Raw genomic sequence first — 19,710 nt, forward strand, 5'->3', positions numbered from 1 at the left:
CATTACAGCCCCTTTTCGTAATATTTTGGAGGTTTATTTTTTATGGAATTATTAAAGCAGCGTATTTTGCAAGAAGGCTTCTCGCTTCCCGGCAATGTTCTAAAGGTTGATTCATTTCTCAATCAACAAATTGATCCAGAATTGTCCTTAAAAATGGGAGAAGAATTCGCCAAACGGTTTCACGACTGCAAAATCGACCGCGTGCTGACTATTGAAGCATCAGGAATTGCTATTGGTCTTACTACCGCCTTGAAACTAGGCGTGCCCCTCGTTTTCGCTCGTAAACGCACATCAATTTTGATGACCGAATCAATGTATTCGACAAAAGTGTTTTCTTATACAAAAAAAGAAACAAATACCATTTCTGTTCTCAAAAAGTTTTTACCTGCCGCTGAAAATGTATTGATCATTGATGACTTTCTTGCTAATGGTGACTCGGCTTTAGGACTTGCTAAGATGGTTGAAGAAGCTGGATCAAAAGTAGTCGGCATCGGTATAGCAATTGAAAAATCTTTTCAAATTGGCAAAAGTAAACTCACTGCGGCAGGTTACCGTATTGAATCTTTAGCCCGCATAAAATCCCTTGCGGATTGCAAAATTGAATTTGTTGAGGAATAATCTTTTTTATAAAAACAAACATGTTGATATTTATATATTTCAGTTATATACTATATAAGTAATAAGAAAAACCCACTATTATACGTGGGTTTTTCTTATTTTATACAGTATCGTCAGAAAGGATTTATACTATGTCATTATTACAACGTTATATCTTATTTATTTTTGGTCTTTTCCTTACCTCGTTGGGACTCTGCCTAATCATAAAAGGCGGCCTTGGTACTTCACCAATTTCGAGTCTTCCCTATATTTTAAATCTCAAATATCACCTCTCCTTAGGTACCTTAATGTTTATCTTAAATATTATTCTTATGAGTATACAGCTTCTCATTTTAAAACGAAATTTTTCCTATATCCAGATACTGCAAATTCCGATGAGTTTTATATTTAGTGCATTCATTGATCTGATTATGTTCGTACTAAGCTCCTATGTTCCCGAAATCTATATACTAAAACTTTTAACCTTGCTGCTTGGCTGTAGCGCACTCGGCTTGGGTGTCGCACTACAAATTATCGGCAACGTTGTCATGCTGCCAGGTGAAGCAACTGTCAATGCAATAGCTACCCATTGGAAATTCGACTTTGGTAAGGTTAAAACCTGCTTTGATATATCTATGGTTATACTCTGCGGAATCTTATCCATTATTTATTTCGCTAGTATTGAGGGTCTTCGTGAAGGAACTGTAATTTCTGCTTTATTCGTAGGTTTCATTGCCAGATTCTGCATCAAACATCTCAGCAGTGTAAATCGTCAAGGTATCTTAGCCTTTCGAGCCACTTTACACGCGCAATGCTATACATCACATAATTACCTGCACTTAAAATCAGCAATTCTCATTGTAACATTTTCCGCTTTAGGATTTTAAATAAAACAGAGTGTATAGACAAGTTGAAGCTTGAATATACACTCTGTTTTTATTTTATTTCCTGTAAGATCTGTAAGGCAGTCTTTTTTGTTGTGCATGCCATTAATCGATTGCGAAAAACTGGATCAATGAGTTTACGTGATAACTGCGCAAGCATTTGCAAATGCAGATCAGCCTCATCATTACAGGCAGCAATCATAAAAATGAGATAGACTGGCGTCTTATCTTCGCTGTCATAATCAATTCCATTTTTTGATATAGCTAAGGCTACTCTGGTTTCCTTCACGGCTGTTGTTTGTGCATGTGGAATGGCAATTCCAAAACCAATGCCTGTTGTTGACTGCTCTTCGCGTGCCAATATTTCCTGTTGGTATATATTTTTGTCATTTAAAATTCCAGCTTGATCTAGCAAATCTACCAATTTGACAATGGTCTCATGTTTCGATTGTGCTTTAAAATCGAGATAAATCGTATCTTCACGAAATAGTTCCATGCCTTTCGTCTCCTTCACTATCAATAAGTTTTTCTCTACTAAAGCCATATAAAACCGCACCTATGCCTGAACCGATAAAAATGCTTAAAACCCAGGCAATCGGCTGATCAACTAGTGCAAGAATTAAAAATCCGCCATGTGGTGCTGGTACTTGTATTTTAAGTAAATATGTTAAAACAGCTGCAATCGATGACCCTAACATTAGAATTGGAATAACTTTAAGTGGTGATTTCGCTGCAAAAGGAATAGCGCCTTCGGTAATATGCGTAAATCCGAGAATATAATTTACTACCCCAGCTGCACGTTCATCTTTCGTAAATCTATTTTTAAATACGGTTGTTGCTATCGCAATTAAAATCGGTGGAGTAATGCAAGCAGCCGATACCCCTGCCATAAAATAATAATTGCCTTGACCTAAAAGTAATGTACCTGTAACATAAGCTGCTTTGTTGACTGGACCGCCCATATCGAAAGCACACATACAGCCAATTACAATACCAAGTAAAATCGGGCTCGAATTTTGCAAATTTGATAAAAACACCATCATATATTCATTGACTGCTGCAACCGGTCCTGACAGAAAACACATTATTACGCCGACAAACGCAACACTAATCAGTGGTACAACAAAAATTGACTTTAATCCTTCAAATTGTTTTGGCAAACCAGCTAAAGCTTTTACCAATCCAAGCGCAGTATATCCGGCTAAAAATCCTCCGATAATGCCACCCAAAAATCCGGACCCCGTAGCTGCCGCAATCGTCCCTGCCACAAATCCGGCAATAAGCCCTGGTCGATCCGCTATAGACTGTGCAATATACGCCGTAAGTATCGGAACCATAAGCCCCATCGAGTAGCCACCTACCTGCTTCAAAAGAGCTGCCGTTGGATTATATTGTTCCGAATTTGGATCAAAAGAATAAATACCCCATAAAAAAGAAATGGCTATCAATACACCGCCAGCTACAACAAAAGGAATCATATGTGAAACACCATTCATAAGGTGTTTGTAAATTACATGACCAATACTAGGTTTTTCATCAAAAGCACCGATGTGATGATGCACTTCACTTCCACCTCGCACCGTAACATTTCCACTTACTGCTTCTAAAACCAACTCTTTAGCTCGTTGAATACCTTGTGCTACCGACACTTCAATAACAGGTTTTCCATTAAAGCGTTCCATATCAACTTTTTTATCACAGGCAACTATAATACACTCAGCTTGCTGGATATCATCCCAGGTCAAAGCATCTTCGACACCAATCGCACCATTTGTCTCAACTTTAATTTCAACATTTAATTCTTTTGCTGCCATTTTTAAAGCTTCAGCTGCCATAAAAGTATGCGCTATTCCAGTTGGGCATCCTGTTACGCCTAAAATTTTTTTCATGATAAAGTCCCTACCTTTCGCACCCGTATATTATTTATATATGAATCTACTTTTTTAAAATCCCCCAGAGCATCACTTTCCGCCACATTGGCTCCGACTGCTGCTGATTTTTTTAGTGCTTTCACTATATCCTGCGTTATTAGCCACTCACTCAAAAATGCACCTAAAGCTGCATCACCAGCACAAGCAGAACTAATCAAATGCACTGGCTGTGCACTGCACTCATAAATCGTATGCCCATCACTAAAGTAAGAACCTTTCTCGCCTAATGTCAAAAGTACATTCTTAACTCCTTCTGTTTTAAAAAAACTCATGACCCTGTTAATATCAGTTTTTGATTGAATCGTAATACCAAATATTTTTTGAACTTCTTCATCATTTGGCTTTATCAGTAATGGTTTATACTTCAATAAATCTTTTAATTTACTTGAGCTAATATCTAAAATAACCTCTATACTTTTCTCTTGACATATATCTAAAATTTTTTCGTAATACTCTTCGCCAATCCCAGCTGGTAAACTACCACTAATCACTAGATATTCACAATCTGTAAGATTTTTTAATTTATCGATAAATTCTACCTGTTTCTCAACTGGTACAAAAGAACCACTGTTAACGAATTTATATTCATCACTGCCATCATTTACAAAAATATTAATTCTCGTTTTATCCTCAACCCAGACTGGTAATACTTGAACTTCACGTTTTTCAAGTTCGTCCATAATATAGTGTCCCGTAAATCCGCCAAAAAATCCAAGTACCGCAGAATTTACGCCAAAATGCTTTAAAACCAGAGTAACATTTATCCCCTTACCATTTGGTGAATACACAGTATTAGCTGTACGATTCACCTGGTTAGGCCGGATAGCATTTCCCATCAAGTTCATATCAATCGCTGGATTTGTTGTCAATGTATAAATCATGGCTATTCACTCCGATTTCAATAACGATTTAAGCTTCCACAAACTTTGATTTTATGTGTTACGACTGCTCTCATAGCTTCTTTACCCGGCGTCATATATTTTCTTGGATCATTTGCCTTTGGATTTTCCAAGAAAAACTTCTTAACTGCATTGGAAAAAGGTATTTTAAGATCTGTTGCTACGTTTACTTTACAAATTCCAAATAAAATAGCCTTTTTCACCAGTTCATCTGGTACATCCGATGCACCATGTAAAACCAGCGGTATATCAATTTGTGCACGAATTTCCTTCAATCGATCAAAATCCAGCTTTGGTTCACCTTTGTATAAACCATGTGCTGTTCCAATCGCAACCGCTAATGAATCAATATTTGTCGCTGCAACAAATTTCACGGCATCTGCTGGATTCGTATAAATACTATCTTTTTCAGCTACTACTAGATCATCTTCCATACCTACTAATTTACCAAGTTCCGCTTCTACTGTCGTATCATAACGGTGCGCATAAGCTACAACCTCTTTTACTATCGTTATATTTTTCGATAAAATATCTTTTGAAGCATCAATCATGCAAGATCGAAAACCAATATCAATCGCTTGTTTTATGTTTGCTATTTCTTCAAAATGATCCAAGTGTATAGCTACTGGTGTTTGTGTACTTCTAGCGGCAACGCGGGCCATCGCCACAACATATTCGCCTCTCGCATACTCAATCGTTGATGGTGTTACAGCTATAATAACGGGTGAGCGCATTTCTTTTGCTGCATCAACAACCACTTGAAATGTTTCAAGATTGTGAATATTAAAGGCCGGCACCGCATAATGATTTGTTTGTGCATCCTGGAGCATTTGTCTTGTCGATACAATTGTGTTCATAGTATTCTATCTCCCTGTCTATTTTCTTTTATCTATCTCTATCATAAAAGAAAACAGCATGAAAATCTTTTCGCATTTTGCAAATAGATTTTCATACTGTTCATTGTAAGACATATTTAATTAAGGTAAATATATAAAATACGAACGAATCAATTTTCTTGCTCTACTAAATAATCAATTAAAATTCTTGCAATAATAAACAAAGGTAATCTGGATGTAACTTCAAATTCTTTTATAGCAATTTTTTCATGCTTATAACCGATTAGGTATTTTGAAGAATACTGTAGTAATGGACTTTTATCCGAACAACAAATTGTAATAACTTTTGCCCCTACCAAATAAGCATTTTGTGCAGATTCAACCAATTCTCTTGTTTGACCATTCAAGGAGAATATGACAATCAAATTTTCTTGGTGAATGGACTTGGTTAACTTCACCATAATATTCGGATCACCAGTTTCAGTTATATTATAATCCAATAGTTCCAATTTTAAACTAAATTCACGAGCTACTTGTTCGGTTAAACCACGCGAAAATACATAGATTTTTTTATTTTTCGCCAATATGATTTCCTTAACAATATCTAAGATATTCGTAAGAGACATTCTTTGTAAAACTTCCGTTGCTTCAATCAAAGACTTATTCATAATTTCATTAATGCTGACTAATTCTTTATTTTCACTTGGCACCGTTAATTTATAACGTAGTTCATTAAATCCATTGATTCCACATTTACGAATCGCTCGGGAGACCGTAGATGGTGAAGAAAACGTCTCAAAGGCAATATCCACAATCGACATATGTGATAAATCGGTCTCATGCTCATTGATAAACTGTACAATCTGTCGTTCCGTCTTGGAAAGATTATCCAGAATAGCACAATCCAGCGTAATAATCATTTACCATAACCTCACTTATCACAAAATTCTATTAAATTCATTATAGTATAAAAATAGAAATTGCACAAACAGCTGCCCCGCCAGTAACACCAAACATTTGACTGCATATACTTTAATAAAAAACAAATTATAATGAGTTGAATCACCTCATTAGTATAGTTTGCTTACTCAGCAAATTTCTCATTAACAAAAAAAGTACCTCGAGCCTTACCATAAATTTTATCGGCTGCATCAACAATATCACATTCAGCCACAATCGTTCGCGCTCCATTATGTAAAATCCGGCCAACGGCATAGATCAATTGATCTTCCGGTACAGCTTTCATTAAGTTTATATTAAAATCGAGGGTCACAACTTTTTTATTCACACTCAAACAAGCCGCCCCCATAGCCGTATCCGCTACTGACATTAACGCCCCGCCATGGGCGATTTTATAAACATTTGTACATTCATGATGAATCTGCATTGATAACTGTACTTTGCCAAATTCCACCGATTCTACTTTGATACCTAAATATTGGACAAATGGATTATCCTGATAAAATGACAATAACAACATCTCTACTCGTTTTAACGTTTCTTCCATAATTCCACTCACTTTCAAATACATTACTATATATAATGGAAATTGCATCTAGCCTATTAGGCTGCCAGGAACGGGATATAGGGTCGTTTGCTTCCTGCGTAATAAAACATTTAATGCAACTTATATATATAATAGCTTGTTTCGTGCTCAAATATTGCATTTTCGAAAAAATAAGGTTACTGCAAAAACACATTTGCAATAACCTTATTTTTTATTGGATAGATTTACACCATACTTAAAATGAATTCACCCTCACCGTGTAAACTATAGTTCCCCATACCCGCGGGAATAAATGCACTTTCACCTTTGTTCAATATCATTTTACCTTCTCCATATGAAAGAGCCAATTCACCTTCTAATACGAGAATAGAATGAAACGTATCTGTATCTGCATTCAAATTGCATTGACGTATAAGATCAAAATGATACACTGTAAAATATTCGCACTGTGCTAATAATTTCATATCATAATCAGCAAAAAAATGCATTTCTGCTTCAGGAACTGTAGGTTTTGTTGGACGACTCAGCTTCGTTACATCAAGTGCTTTTTGAACATGTAAATCACGCGGCTTACCATCTTTACCCAAACGTCCATAATCGTAAATACGATAGGTTGTATTCGAATTTTGTTGTATCTCTGCCGTTAAAATACCTTTCCCTATAGCATGCAGCGTACCAGCATCGATAAAAAATACATCACCTTTTTTGACTGGTACATTATTGCACACTTCTAACAACGTGTTATTTTCAATACGCTGTTTAAATTCTTCCTTTGATATTTCATGTTTGAACCCATATAAAAGTTCCGCTCCTGGTTCACAATCAACGATATACCACATTTCCGTCTTGCCATATTCACCTTCAACGCGAAGTGCATATTCATTTTCCGGATGAACTTGCACCGATAAATTATCTTTTGCATCAATCAATTTAATAAGCAATGGAAAATAGGTAAAACGCTCCGCATTGCTGCCTAAAATTTTTTTACCTTGCTGCTCAATATAGTCAGTTAAAGTCATACCAGAAGCTGCCCCATTTGCGATCAGACTTTGCCCATCTTTATGACAAGAAAGCTCCCAGCTTTCTGCAACTTTTTCAAGCTCAGATTTTTGATTGTATTTTGTTTTTAAAGCAGTACCGCCCCAAATGTAATCTTTTAATGGTGCTATGAGTTTTAATGGATATAACATACTTTTATTGCTCCTTTTACTGTATTATATATTTTCTTTTCTATTTACTTATTATACTAAAAATAGTTAAGCTTTTGGGAAAGTATCGCTGAAGATTTTACTGCCGAATGCTAACCGACTTAAAAACAATCTGATCACTGCGATGATGTGAAATGGAATATTCAAAGGCACGTCCATCATCTAAAAAAGCAATCTGTTCTACTTCTAAAAGAGGGAATGAGTCCCTAACCTTTAAATGCTCTATTTCCAAGGCATTCGGTGAAATAGCTCGAATCGAGCGATGTGCCGACTGGATTTTAAGCTTCAATTGATGCTGAATATAAAAATAAATGGATTTTAACAAAACATCTTTTTTAATTCCTGGAATCAAATTGATCGGCATTTTTGTATATTCGATTACAATTGGCATCCCATCGGCAAAACGAACTCGAATAATATCATAAACAAAATCGTCCGTCGCGATTTGCAGCTTAGCGGCAATTTCCTTATCAGGATGTACAACATCAAACTTAATAATTTCAGTCCGAAGTGTTTTCCCTTTGTTAGTTTCTGTAAAGCCTGTAAATTGTCTAGCCATGCTCAGATCCTTTGCATCTTCATCATCAATGGACTTAACAAAAGTACCTGCTCCACGTCGTTTAATAACAAGACCTAGTTTGACCAGTTCATCCACTGCTTTTTTTATGGTGATACGGCTTACATTATACTGTGCGCACATTTCTTTTTCGAGTGGAAGCTGCACCCCCGACAAATATTGTCCTGCTAAAATGTTTTTTCTTATATCGTTAGCAATCTCTTGATATTTTATCATCGAACTTTCTCCTTTGTTCGTACATATTCTTATTATATCATGATCTCGTCTAACTTAAAATTAGAACTACTCTTATAAAAAAAGTATATCTTAGCAGCAAAAAAAACAAGGCTTATCTTTTTACATTTTTCAGTTATGTTTCGAAGAAACACTGCTGATAAAACATGTACAAGACAGCCTTGTTTTATATTTATTTATTAAAATCCATTTTCCTTCGCTACGTTTTTAATCCAATAGCCTGATTTTTTTATTGTTTTTATTTGAGTTATCAGATCAACTGCTATATAACCGTAACGATTTTTATAAGCATTTGACCATGACCAGCAATCAATCGCTGTCCAAGCATGAAAGCCAAAGCAATTTGCCCCATCTTGAATCGCTTTATACAGATAACGTAAGTGTTCTTCATAAAAATCAATACGGTACACATCTTCGATTAAACCATCCGCATTACGGTACTTTTCTTCCCCCTCAACGCCCATTCCATTTTCTGATATATACCAGTGAATATTATTATAGTTATCTCGAATATTGATTGCTATATCATACATCGCCTGTGGGTATATTTCCCAACCACGATAAGGATTCATTCGACGATCCGGGAGTTCATAGTCATCAAAGTACTTATCTGGCATCCAGCTTTTTGTCTTGTCCCAGACAGCCCCTTTGCTTTTAGCCCGCCGTGGCTGATAATAATTGACGCCCAAAAAATCAACTGTATTATTTTTTATAATCGCCAATTCCTCAGCCGTAGATTCCCATAATACACCATCTTTTCGTAATGTTTGAACCAGTGATGGTGTAAATTCACCCTTTACCACTGGATCCAGAAAAGATTTATTAAAAAAATCTTCGACAAAAGCAGCGGCTTTTATATCGTCCTCGGCTTGTGACCGCGGATAAGAAGGTGTTAAATTCAAAACAACACCAATTTCACCGCCTTGTTTTGCACATTTTGACTGTTTAAATGCCGCCACAACTTTAGCCGAAGCCAAATTTAAATTATATAATACCTGAACGGCTTTTTTACCATCCACAATATTGGGATAGTGAAATTTATACAAATATTGACCTTCCACGATAACCATTGGTTCATTAAAGGTAATCCAATGTTTTACCCTGTCACCAAAAAGTGCAAAGCATTTTTCGGCGAATAAAACAAATAAGTCAAGCACATGTTTGGATTCCCATCCGCCATATTTATCATACAATTCAACCGGCAAATCAAAATGCTGCAAATTCATTACAGGAATAATCTTATTTTTAAGAAATTCATCAATCACCTGATTGTAAAAAGCAACGGCTTCTGTATCAACTTCCGCCGTCTCAAAGTCTTTAATTAATCGTGTCCATTGAATCGATGTCCGAATTGAATTCAGTCCAATATCAGCCATCATTTTTATATCCTCTTTATAACTATTGTAAAAATTGGATGCAACATTTGGTCCAACCCCATTAAAAAATGCATTTTTTTCAATATCAAACCAATGATCAAAAACATTTGCATGCTTTTTATTAAAACGTCCCTCTGTCTGTGGACCTGAGGTCGCTGCCCCCCACCAAAAATTTTTTGGGAACTTATATTTTATACTCAAAATTGCCACCTCTATTTTTTTTGCCTATCGTTATTTGATACAATGATGCATCTTTTCTAATAAATTACAATTATTTTACATATTTTTGCAAAACGGGCTGAATGATTTGTGTTAATCGTCTATATCCACCATCACTCAAGTGTAATCCATCAATTGTATATGCGGGAATGATTGAATTTGCCTCTTCATTGAAAAACGTTGCACAAGTCGGAACTAAAATCAAGTCAGGAAAAAGCTGTGCCAAATTTTTATACTCTTCATTTAATAAGGCTATCATTTTATTGGATCGCATCTTTTTCCCCACAAACGCTCCTTGTCGTTTTTCATCGCAGGGCAAGGTTTCTAATAATAAAATTTTTGTATTTGGTAAATTGCCCCATATTAAATCAAGTAAAACTCGCACATTACAACCAACATCACGAGGACTTCGCATATTAGTATTGCCAAAATCATTCGTCCCCACCATTAAAACAATAAGCTGGGGATGATATTTGATTACCGCTTCATCGCAAATCCAACGTAATGATTCGGATGTAGCTCCGGCAATACCTGAATTATACTTTACGGAGATTTCCGGATAATATTTTTCTATATTATACCATTGGGTAATGGAATCACCAAAAAACAAAACACCATGCGGTTTCGATTTTTTATTATCAGCAATAATCCTGAGAATTGTTTGAATCATATATTCCCGCAGCTGATAGAAATTCGGATTATAAATCATCTCTTCACGCATAACATGCTCACCTCCCGTAATCCATATTAACGAAGTCTAAATCTTATTTTTCTAATTTCTCATACATTTGTACCATAAGCAATCCCATATCGCGGACAGTCAAAGCATTCATAAAATGATCTTGTGCATGAATCAAGAGAATTGATTTTTCTATCGGTTCTCCATCACATTCTGCTGCCATAAGTGCTGTTTGAATTTCATGTGCTTTACCGATTTCTTTACCAGCTGCTGTGATAGCCGCTTTCGCCTTGACAACATCATTATCTTCCAATAGTTTTTTTACTGCTTCCAAAACCATGGAACGACCTGTACCAGCATATAAAATTAACTGCATGGACTGTTCTACTATTTTTTCATCCATTCATCTTTCCTCCAAATCCATAAACAACCATTTTCGAGCTCATCCTTGACTCACCCACAAAACAAGGTGCAAGTCTAAATTGTTTGCAGTCTGCAAAAGACTTTATTTATTTCTCCTCATAACCATCTTTAATCTTATTCGAAGCTATAACAAACGGTGCATAGATTATGATATCTACCACTAGCCATACTACTTGTAAAAGTCCACCGGCTAGAGAACCTGTACCGATCATGCCACCAAAAAACAGAGGCATTGTCCACGGAACCACAAAGCGAAAAATCGGCACCAGACCACCTGAAATAACCAGCCAACCAATTATCGTATTTACTAACGGTGCCAAAATATACGGTATCAATAAAATTGGATTGAGCACAATTGGCAACCCAAAGGCGAGTGGTTCCTGAATATTAAATAACATGGCTGGTGCACCAATTTTGGCAACAGCACGCCAACTATCTTTTTTAGAAAATAAGAAAATAGCAATGACCAATCCCATGATGTGCATTAAACCAGCTTCAAAAAAGCCATTACTGAAAATATAAGAAGCATCACCCGCCTGATTGGCAAGTTGCGCTGGCATATAAATCGAATTTTGAATTGCCGCCGTGACATTATGCCCATGAATACCAAACCACCAGAAGAACCAAACTAAGAATTGATACAAAAGTGAAAAACCAAGACCTTGTGAAAAACCTAAAAGCGGTGCTTGAATTGCCAAATAAATTAAATTATTAAGTGCTGGTATATCAAACCAAATCAAAATTGCTGAAAAAGTAGCAAAAAGTCCCAAAGTTATACCAACTGGAATAAGTGCTGCAAATGACTGAGCCACCGCTGGTGGAACACTATCCGGCATCGTTATTTTAAGTTTTTTATTTTTTGATAATTTAACAAAAAGCCACGAAGCGACTGTCGCAACAAGGATGGCTGTCAAAACGCCTTTATTCCCAAAATAAGCTGTACTAAATCCACCCGCATCACCGATTTTTTGCGGTGTAACAATTAAAAATGCCGCAACACCGGTTAGTGCGGTCATAAATTTTTCACCGCCCCAAATACCACCTAAACGATACGAAAACGATAAAACTAAAAGGAGCGAAAATACATCAAAACCAATAGTCGTAACTAATCCACACAAAGTCTGCAAATTTTTCAACTTTGTAACAAAGTCAGAAGCTAAATACGCTTCCCCCGTCAGACCAGTGAGTGAGGCACCGACATTTAAACCATTTACCCCCATAACAGTACCTTGTGGATCAAGAACAACCCAACTCATAATCCCAAAAATTGAACCAACAATCATAAACGGTAAGATAATCGAAAATGCATCTCTCATTGCTAACAAATATTTATTACTAGAAATGACTCCCGCAAGCGGCATCATTATTTTTTCAAGTTTCGAAACAGCATTACCCATTTAATATTCTCCTCCTATCCAACTAATTTCAATGCTTTACTTAGAACTTTTTCCCCATTGATCATGCCATAATCCCGCATATCAATTACTTCTACGGGGCATTGATCGCCTACCGTTTTTTTAACATCCGGCAACATATGACGAATTTGTGGTCCTAATAAAATCACATCCGCTGAGTCTACTTTTTCATCCAATATTTCGACTGAAAAAGCTTCAATATTCACATCAATCTGTTGAGTTTTTGCTGCATCCTGCATTTTCTTGACTAAAATAGATGTTGACATTCCGGCATTACAAACTAAATAGATATTCATAGTCCTACCTCCTGATTTTTATTGGTTCAGCTTGTTTTTCTTTCTTCCTACAAAAATTATACTTCTAAGCATTTCTTTTGTCAATAAAAGATATATCTTTTATTGACAAAAGAAATGCTTAGAACAAAATAAAAACAAGTCAAGTATATTTTATACGTGACCTGTTTTTATTTTAAATTTAAAAATATTTTATTTTCGGACTACAATACGCTGACATCAATATCGGAAATTTTTGCTACAATTTGATCTGCCTGTGATAAATTTTGCTTACCAGAATTTTTATTTTGAAAAGCAATACAAAACATCTCTGCGGCTTTTGCAGCCTGTACACCTAAACTGGCATCTTCCAAGACCACACAATCCACGGGGTTTACACCAAGTTGCTTAGCTGTGAGTAAATAAATAGCTGGGTCCGGCTTACTTTGCGGTAACGATTCACCACTCATGATTATATCAAATTGATTGGAAAGTTGAAATTTTTCTACAACTGCATCAATAACTGGAAAAGCAGAGGATGATGCAATCGCTATAGGAATTTCAAGCACCTTTAATGCTGACAGCAAATCAAGAATTCCCGGAATTGGCCTTAAATTCATTTCGCGAATCCCCTTAATAACATGCTGATCCTTATAGGCTACCATTTCATCGATGGATAACTGTAAATTTCGTTCTTCGACTATTTTATTAAAAAGAAATGCTGTAGTCGTTCCCGCATATTGCTCAAGATTTCTCGGGGTAAAAGAAACTTTGAAATATGATAACGTTTTTAAAATCCCTTCATTATGTAAAGGCTCACTATCAATAATAACCCCATCCATATCAAAAATAAATGCTTTCATTTACAATCAACCTCATTTCGGTACTTTTAAACTTAGCTTACCATATTTATCATCACTTGCCAAATGTACATGCCAATATGCAATGAACTCTATCTTGTCTTGTATACTATGATTCAATAAAAATTGTATATAGAAAACGAATTTTTCTTTATCAGTAAAAGATATGTCTTTTATTGACAAATACACTATTCTTGTATATAATTCTAGAGAAAAATGAAACGCTCACTACAAGTATTCTATTCTAAAATATTCGAGATGCATCAACATTTATAGAGTCTATAAAAAAATTCACTATATATTTTTGCACAAAGGGTATAGCGTGAAAGGAGGAAATGCAATTATGGTTAAATATCAAGAAATTGCCAAAGACTTGCGCCGTAAAATATTAAATAAACTTTATTTGCCATCCGAGCAGCTTCCTCAAGAAAAGGAAATGTGCTTAATATATAATGTAAGCCGCATTACAATAAAAAAAGCCGTCGATGAATTAGTTACGGCCGGACTTGTAATCAAGCGACGTGGTGCCGGAACTTTTGTAAAATCCGTCAATGATGCGACAGTACAAGAACTTAGCCTAGTACAACAATTTACAGGGTTTACCGAAGCCAATCAAGGAAAAAGTATCAAATCAAATATTATTCGATTTGAAATCGTCCATCCATCCGCTGATGTTGCTGATAAATTACAAATAGATATAGATAGCTTTATCTATGATATTATTCGTGCCCGCTATGCGGATACAGAACCGTTTGTTGTAGAATATACGCAGATGCCATTAGATATCATCCCAGGTCTAAAGCATGATGTTCTATTGGATTCTATTTATCATTATATTCAAAGTAGATTAAAATTAAAGATTCAGTCTGCGCATCGTGCAATACGAGCAATGTGGCCAAATGAGATCGAACAAGAATATTTAAAAGTAGATACTAATTTCCCAGTGTTGGAAGTGGAGCAAGTTGCTTATTTGGATGATGGTCGTGCCTTTGAACATTCTATTTCTCGACATCGTAGTGATAAAATTATTTTTAAAACTTTAAGTATCAGAGCGTAATTCATCTCTGTATAATTTTTTATCAAAAATATCATAAAAAAAACAGTCATTGAGTGTCTATATTTCCTCAATGACTGTTTTTTTATGTAATTCATATAAAAAAAGAAAATAATTCGAAGTAAAGACTCTAGAATGATCTTCATCATAGTAGTGCAATTCAATAATTTATTTTGAGAAATCAAACTTGTAATTAGAAAGCGAAGATGAAATTTGAGAAGAACGCTGTATGATTGGGATGACTTCCGGCATAGTCAGCGTCAATTGCCTTACCAAAGAAGAAATAGTTCTGCATCTGAATGTTTTTTGTGAAGTGGTACCAAACGCTGGCCTCCATCCCCTTGCTGCCTGGCTTTTCGCTGCCGTTAACCACACTGGACAGAATCAGGGCATCAGCGCCAAGGTAACGATAGCCGATGGATGAACCCCATTTGTTGCTTCCCCATGGACTACCATTGTAGACGAACTTGATGTCATAAGCATTATCCTGATGCCCCTGGTTACCGTGAGAATAGAATCCCACGAGATCGAGATTATCGTCTAATTTCTGACGGGCATTGAGCGCGACAATACCCAGTCTGCTGTCATAAGCATTTGGGGATTTCAATCTGTAGTAGCCAATTCCGGCAGCAGTTTTAGGCGTGAAAGCATGCTCTGCAGAAAAACCATTGACACGAAGTGTCATATCATCTCGCGTGCTTCCATCATTATAGAAATCATAACGATTGCCATTACGGATGAAACCATCCGACCATGGTGAGGACAGATCACCATTCTTTTCATACACTTTGCCGGTATAGGCGCGAAGGGTATTTTTGCCAATATTGTAGTCAAGCTCAACACCTTTGGTGCGGGCATTGCCAACAACACCTTCCTGCAGACTAGGTGTGAATAGACCAACCGTGGTGGTGAGACCTTTGCCGACCGGACCCTGGGCATATAGTTGGTAAATCATGGCATTAACCTCTTTATTCGAGGTGCCATAAAGATCAGAGAAGGATTCTTCTCCATTCCAGCCCTTAGTGTTGGTTCCCCATTTCCAATCAAGACCGCCGTGGAGTTTCCAGCCATCGCCGACATCGCCATCGACGTTCAAAAACAGTTCTTTTTCCCACCAAGTATTGCCGCCTGTAATGCCTTTCATGGCCTTGTTGGCAAAAATGCCGCTTACTTTTACGTTGTCGGTCTTCTTTTCAACATTCTGCATACGGATGCCAAGAGAATTCAACTCATCGGAAAATTCATTAGACAGACGCTGGATCAGAGCCTTGTCCGCTTCGCTGGCTTTTTCAGAATGTGTGCGAGCGCTGGCAATCATTTGCGCCATTTCATAGCGGGTGATCGCGCGATCACCGCGGAACGTGCCATCGCCATAGCCTGTGACAATACCGTCATTCGTTAGTTTGGTGACAGCGGCTACCGCCCAGTTATCCTGTGCTACATCAGAGTATAACTGATTAGCAGCGGCTGCTGATGCTACACTGGTGCTGATAATGAGTGTAGATAAGACCGATAAAATAACCTTCTTTTTGTTTCTCATAATTCTTCCTCTCTCCCCTTACTTTTTAAATAAAACTTAAAAAAATGAAGTTTTATTTAAATACGATAATACAATAAAAAAATTATATTGTCAATAAAAGATATAACTTTTAATATATAAAAATATGCTGTCTTTATTTTAAAGATATATTGTATAACAATTGGCTTATTAAAGAAAAAGCGTATTTCATATAAATAATATTCATAAAAGACATAACTTTAATTGACAAAGAGTATACTTAATTCTATAATTAAAAATGAAAAAGAATGCACCAATTATTTAGAAAAAAGAAAATTTAAAGGAGATGTTTATCGAAAGACCTTTCTAAGATATAAACGTAAATGAATGTTGCTTTCTTATAAGGCAAGCAGTATCGAAAATGATTCAATGATAATTCAAATAAAAAGGAGACTTGTATTATGAAAAGATTTTTTTCTGTTTCTTTTATTATGTTAGCCTTATGTTTATTTTCAATCATAACAGTTACCCCTGTTGCTTTAGCCAATGATAGTAAGGAACAAAATCGTAATTTTGTGACTCGCCAAGGTGATAAACTCATGTTAAATGGTAAAGAATTTAGATTTTCTGGTTCAAATAATTACTATTTTCATTATCGTTCTAATAAAATGATTGATGATGTAATGGATAATGGTAGTAAAATGGGCTTAAAAGTGATGCGCTGCTGGGGATTTATTGACGGTACTGGCGAAGGGAAAACAAGCGAACCAAAAATAGAAATGCAACCCCGCATCGGTGAATATGCAGAAAGTGGCTTTGAACGCTTAGACTATGCTATTAAAAAAGCGAATGAAAAAGGCATAAAATTAGTTATAGTTTTAGTAAATAATTGGGATGACTTTGGTGGTATGAATGCTTATGTGAAGTGGACAAAAGGCCCAAATAGACATGACGGGTTTTATACGAATGAAACCATTAAAAGTGCTTATAAAGCTTACGTAAATCACATGCTAAATAGAGTGAATACCTATACTGGTGTAAAGTATATGGATGACCCTACGATCATGACATGGGAATTAACAAATGAAGCTCGTTGTGAATCCGACCCGTCCGGAAAAACACTTTTTAACTGGACAAAAGAAATGAGTGAATATGTTAAATCGGTTGATGCGAAACATCTTGTAGCCTTGGGTGAAGAAGGATTTATTAAAGATCCTAAAAGTACAATCCTCGAATATAATGGTTCAAAAGGGCTTGACTGGAGTCAAGTGATTGCCTTACCTACAATTGACTATGGTACGGTACATTTATATCCCGATTATTGGGGTGATCCGTGGAAAGATGGTGTAAAAGCAGGTTGTGCTTGGTTAAAAGCTCATGCTGATTTAGCTAAAACAGCTAATAAACCAGTTGTATTTGAAGAATATGGCATATTAAAAACAAGTGTGACGAATCGTGACTATGCTTATGAAACTTGGAATAATTTAGCATATGAACTTGGTTATAGTGGTAGTATGTTTTGGCTTTTAACCGGTATTGATGATTTAAAGCCAGATGCAGATGGACTTTATCCTGATAACGATAGTCTTAGAATCGTATATAATAAAAAAGAAAACGCGGCAAGCGTTAAAATTTTCGAAGAAAATGCAAAGTTAATGAATGGTGAAAAAGTAACAAGAACTCCACATATTTACATTACGGCACCAAGCAAAAATGAAAGAACCAAAGATTTAGCTTTAGTAGAAGTTAAAGTCATACCATACGGTAAAGAAATAAGTAACGTATTGCTTTCAACACAAAAAAATAAAAATATTATAATGAAAGCAAATGCTGGCAACTATAGGTATGATCTTGATGTATCAAAAGAAGAAAATGGTAAAATGCCTATTTCAGCTGTAGTTCAATTTAAGGATGGAACCTCAGCAACTACATCAGATATAATCAATATTAGAAACAAACAAGGAAAATTGGTTAGTGAAAAAGTATTTGATTTCAACAAAGGACTAGATGGATGGGATCAAAATGGCATATATCAAGCGGAAATTAAAGATGTAAAATACACGAAAGAAGTGGGAAATGGTTCGTTACAACTCGATGTTAAATTCCCGGGAGTTTCAGATTGGGAAGAACTTAGAATAGCTCTTAAAGGTATAGATCTAACCCCTTATGCCGGCTGTAAGTATGACATTTATATTCCCAAAGAAGGCTTACCAGCCCATGCTCAGCTAAGACCATATGTCGTTGTTACACCAGGCTGGGTAAAATGTGGTGTAGATCAAAACAATGCTTATATCGGTCAATTACCGACTGTTACATTCAACGGAAAGGAATACGTAAAATTACAAGTTACGAATATGTTTAATGGACAATCAAAAGATAAGAATGAACTTGATATTGATCTGGTTGCAAACATGTTTAAATATGAAGGTCCAATCTATTTTGATAATATTGAATTGCTTAAAGAAGTAGATTAATTAACCGCTATCTAGACACATGTTCTATAGAAAAAGCAGGGAAACGATTCCCTGCTTTTTCTTATGTGCAATTCATAACACGTATTACAATGAATATATAATGTCTTGGAAATTATAGCTATCCAGTCTGCCATGAAAAGAATATAGGGGCATCATTCCCCATTCCTAACGATTTCCATATAAATATTTAATGCAACTTATAAGATATCTTCCTATTTCCCCATACGAAAAAAGCACTCATATACATGAGTGCTTTTTAGTTTAACTGGCAGTTTTCTATCCTCCCAGGGCGTTTCCACCCAAGTACTTTCGACGTTCAAGTGCTTAACTACTGTGTTCGGTATGGGAACAGGTGGGTCCACTTGGCTATCACTACCAGATATTCTTTTTTTAGATACTGCTTGCTAAAGTTTTCACTTCAGCCTACTTTATCTTAAGAGTTTGTTCTCTCAAAACTATACAGAAGAAAGAAATGTTTGCATTTTAGTTTTCGTTCTGGCTTTAAGTCAAGCCCTCGACCTATTAGTATCGGTCCGCTGCACACATTACTGCGCTTCCACTCCCGACCTATCTACCTTGTCTTCTTCAAGGGGTCTTACCAGATTGCTCTGTGAGAAACCTCATCTTAAGGCTGGTTTCACGCTTAGATGCTTTCAGCGTTTATCCTTTCCGAACGTAGCTACCCAACTGTACTGCTGGCGCAATAATTGGTACACCATTGGTTCGTCCACTCCGGTCCTCTCGTACTAGGAGCAGATCCCTTCAAG

General features: G+C 36.1%; 19 protein-coding genes and 2 rRNA genes. 4 read left to right on the forward strand and 17 right to left on the reverse strand.

Annotated features, from left to right (window positions below):
• Positions 1–42 precede the first annotated feature (42 nt).
• Both F606_RS0105810 and F606_RS0105815 read left to right on the forward strand, forming a co-directional pair.
• Positions 43–618, forward strand: a complete 576-nt coding sequence (locus tag F606_RS0105810) for a xanthine phosphoribosyltransferase (RefSeq protein WP_019552936.1) — start codon at positions 43–45, stop codon at positions 616–618.
• Between the two features lie 131 nt (positions 619–749).
• Positions 750–1,484, forward strand: a complete 735-nt coding sequence (locus F606_RS0105815; protein ID WP_019552937.1) for a YczE/YyaS/YitT family protein — start codon at positions 750–752, stop codon at positions 1,482–1,484.
• A 49-nt stretch (positions 1,485–1,533) separates the two neighbouring features.
• Here the strand turns inward: F606_RS0105815 and F606_RS0105820 are convergent, their stop codons facing one another.
• From F606_RS0105820 to F606_RS0105885, 14 genes are all read right to left on the reverse strand, one after another.
• A complete protein-coding gene (locus tag F606_RS0105820; RefSeq protein WP_019552938.1) occupies positions 1,534–1,977 on the reverse strand; it encodes a PTS sugar transporter subunit IIA in 444 nt (147 codons plus the stop codon).
• Positions 1,961–3,370, reverse strand: a complete 1,410-nt coding sequence (locus tag F606_RS0105825) for a PTS fructose transporter subunit IIC (protein ID WP_019552939.1) — start codon at positions 3,368–3,370, stop codon at positions 1,961–1,963. Before F606_RS0105825 ends, F606_RS0105820 begins: the two co-directional genes overlap by 17 nt.
• Positions 3,367–4,293: a 1-phosphofructokinase family hexose kinase gene (locus F606_RS0105830; protein WP_019552940.1), complete on the reverse strand. Its 927-nt coding sequence runs from the start codon at positions 4,291–4,293 to the stop codon at positions 3,367–3,369. Before F606_RS0105830 ends, F606_RS0105825 begins: the two co-directional genes overlap by 4 nt.
• A 17-nt stretch (positions 4,294–4,310) precedes the next feature.
• Positions 4,311–5,168: a tagatose bisphosphate family class II aldolase gene (locus F606_RS0105835; protein WP_019552941.1), complete on the reverse strand. Its 858-nt coding sequence runs from the start codon at positions 5,166–5,168 to the stop codon at positions 4,311–4,313.
• A 149-nt stretch (positions 5,169–5,317) separates the two neighbouring features.
• Positions 5,318–6,067 carry a MurR/RpiR family transcriptional regulator gene (locus tag F606_RS0105840; protein ID WP_019552942.1) on the reverse strand — a complete coding sequence of 250 codons (750 nt, stop codon included), beginning with the start codon at positions 6,065–6,067 and terminating at the stop codon, positions 5,318–5,320.
• 164 nt (positions 6,068–6,231) lie between these two features.
• The gene (locus F606_RS0105845) at positions 6,232–6,654 is read right to left on the reverse strand and encodes a PaaI family thioesterase (RefSeq protein ID WP_019552943.1); all 423 of its coding nucleotides are present in this window, start codon (positions 6,652–6,654) and stop codon (positions 6,232–6,234) included.
• Between the two features lie 224 nt (positions 6,655–6,878).
• Entirely contained in the window at positions 6,879–7,844 is a 966-nt protein-coding gene (locus tag F606_RS0105850; RefSeq protein ID WP_019552944.1) for a type I phosphomannose isomerase catalytic subunit, read from the reverse strand.
• A gap of 97 nt (positions 7,845–7,941) precedes the next feature.
• Entirely contained in the window at positions 7,942–8,655 is a 714-nt protein-coding gene (locus F606_RS0105855) for a GntR family transcriptional regulator (protein ID WP_019552945.1), read from the reverse strand.
• Positions 8,656–8,852: 197 nt separating this feature from the next.
• The gene (locus F606_RS0105860) at positions 8,853–10,259 is read right to left on the reverse strand and encodes a glycoside hydrolase family 1 protein (RefSeq protein ID WP_245542086.1); all 1,407 of its coding nucleotides are present in this window, start codon (positions 10,257–10,259) and stop codon (positions 8,853–8,855) included.
• A 61-nt stretch (positions 10,260–10,320) separates the two neighbouring features.
• Entirely contained in the window at positions 10,321–10,989 is a 669-nt protein-coding gene (locus F606_RS0105865) for an SGNH/GDSL hydrolase family protein (protein ID WP_019552947.1), read from the reverse strand.
• Between the two features lie 43 nt (positions 10,990–11,032).
• Positions 11,033–11,350 (reverse strand): PTS lactose/cellobiose transporter subunit IIA, encoded by a 318-nt coding sequence (locus tag F606_RS0105870; protein WP_019552948.1) that lies wholly within the window; start codon positions 11,348–11,350, stop codon positions 11,033–11,035.
• 106 nt (positions 11,351–11,456) lie between these two features.
• Positions 11,457–12,767: a PTS sugar transporter subunit IIC gene (locus F606_RS0105875; RefSeq protein WP_019552949.1), complete on the reverse strand. Its 1,311-nt coding sequence runs from the start codon at positions 12,765–12,767 to the stop codon at positions 11,457–11,459.
• 14 nt (positions 12,768–12,781) lie between these two features.
• Positions 12,782–13,081 (reverse strand): PTS sugar transporter subunit IIB, encoded by a 300-nt coding sequence (locus tag F606_RS0105880; protein ID WP_019552950.1) that lies wholly within the window; start codon positions 13,079–13,081, stop codon positions 12,782–12,784.
• Between the two features lie 200 nt (positions 13,082–13,281).
• Positions 13,282–13,920: an HAD family hydrolase gene (locus F606_RS0105885; protein ID WP_019552951.1), complete on the reverse strand. Its 639-nt coding sequence runs from the start codon at positions 13,918–13,920 to the stop codon at positions 13,282–13,284.
• Between the two features lie 340 nt (positions 13,921–14,260).
• Here F606_RS0105885 and F606_RS0105890 point away from each other — a divergent pair, with 340 nt between their 5' ends.
• Positions 14,261–14,974: a GntR family transcriptional regulator gene (locus F606_RS0105890; protein WP_019552952.1), complete on the forward strand. Its 714-nt coding sequence runs from the start codon at positions 14,261–14,263 to the stop codon at positions 14,972–14,974.
• A 190-nt stretch (positions 14,975–15,164) separates the two neighbouring features.
• Here the strand turns inward: F606_RS0105890 and F606_RS0105895 are convergent, their stop codons facing one another.
• Complete coding sequence (locus F606_RS0105895) at positions 15,165–16,511, reverse strand: S-layer homology domain-containing protein (protein WP_019552953.1); 1,347 nt, start codon at positions 16,509–16,511, stop codon at positions 15,165–15,167.
• A gap of 419 nt (positions 16,512–16,930) precedes the next feature.
• Between F606_RS0105895 and F606_RS0105900 the strand changes: the two genes are divergently transcribed.
• Complete coding sequence (locus F606_RS0105900) at positions 16,931–18,943, forward strand: cellulase family glycosylhydrolase (protein ID WP_019552954.1); 2,013 nt, start codon at positions 16,931–16,933, stop codon at positions 18,941–18,943.
• A 263-nt stretch (positions 18,944–19,206) separates the two neighbouring features.
• On the opposite strand, the gene rrf is transcribed toward F606_RS0105900, so the two are convergent.
• Positions 19,207–19,323, reverse strand: a 5S ribosomal RNA gene (gene rrf, locus F606_RS0105905).
• Positions 19,324–19,445: 122 nt separating this feature from the next.
• A 23S ribosomal RNA gene (locus F606_RS0105910) occupies positions 19,446–19,710 on the reverse strand; the annotation flags it as partial.

The organism is Propionispira raffinosivorans DSM 20765 (assembly GCF_000381065.1).
GTDB lineage: Bacteria > Bacillota > Negativicutes > Selenomonadales > Selenomonadaceae > Propionispira > Propionispira raffinosivorans.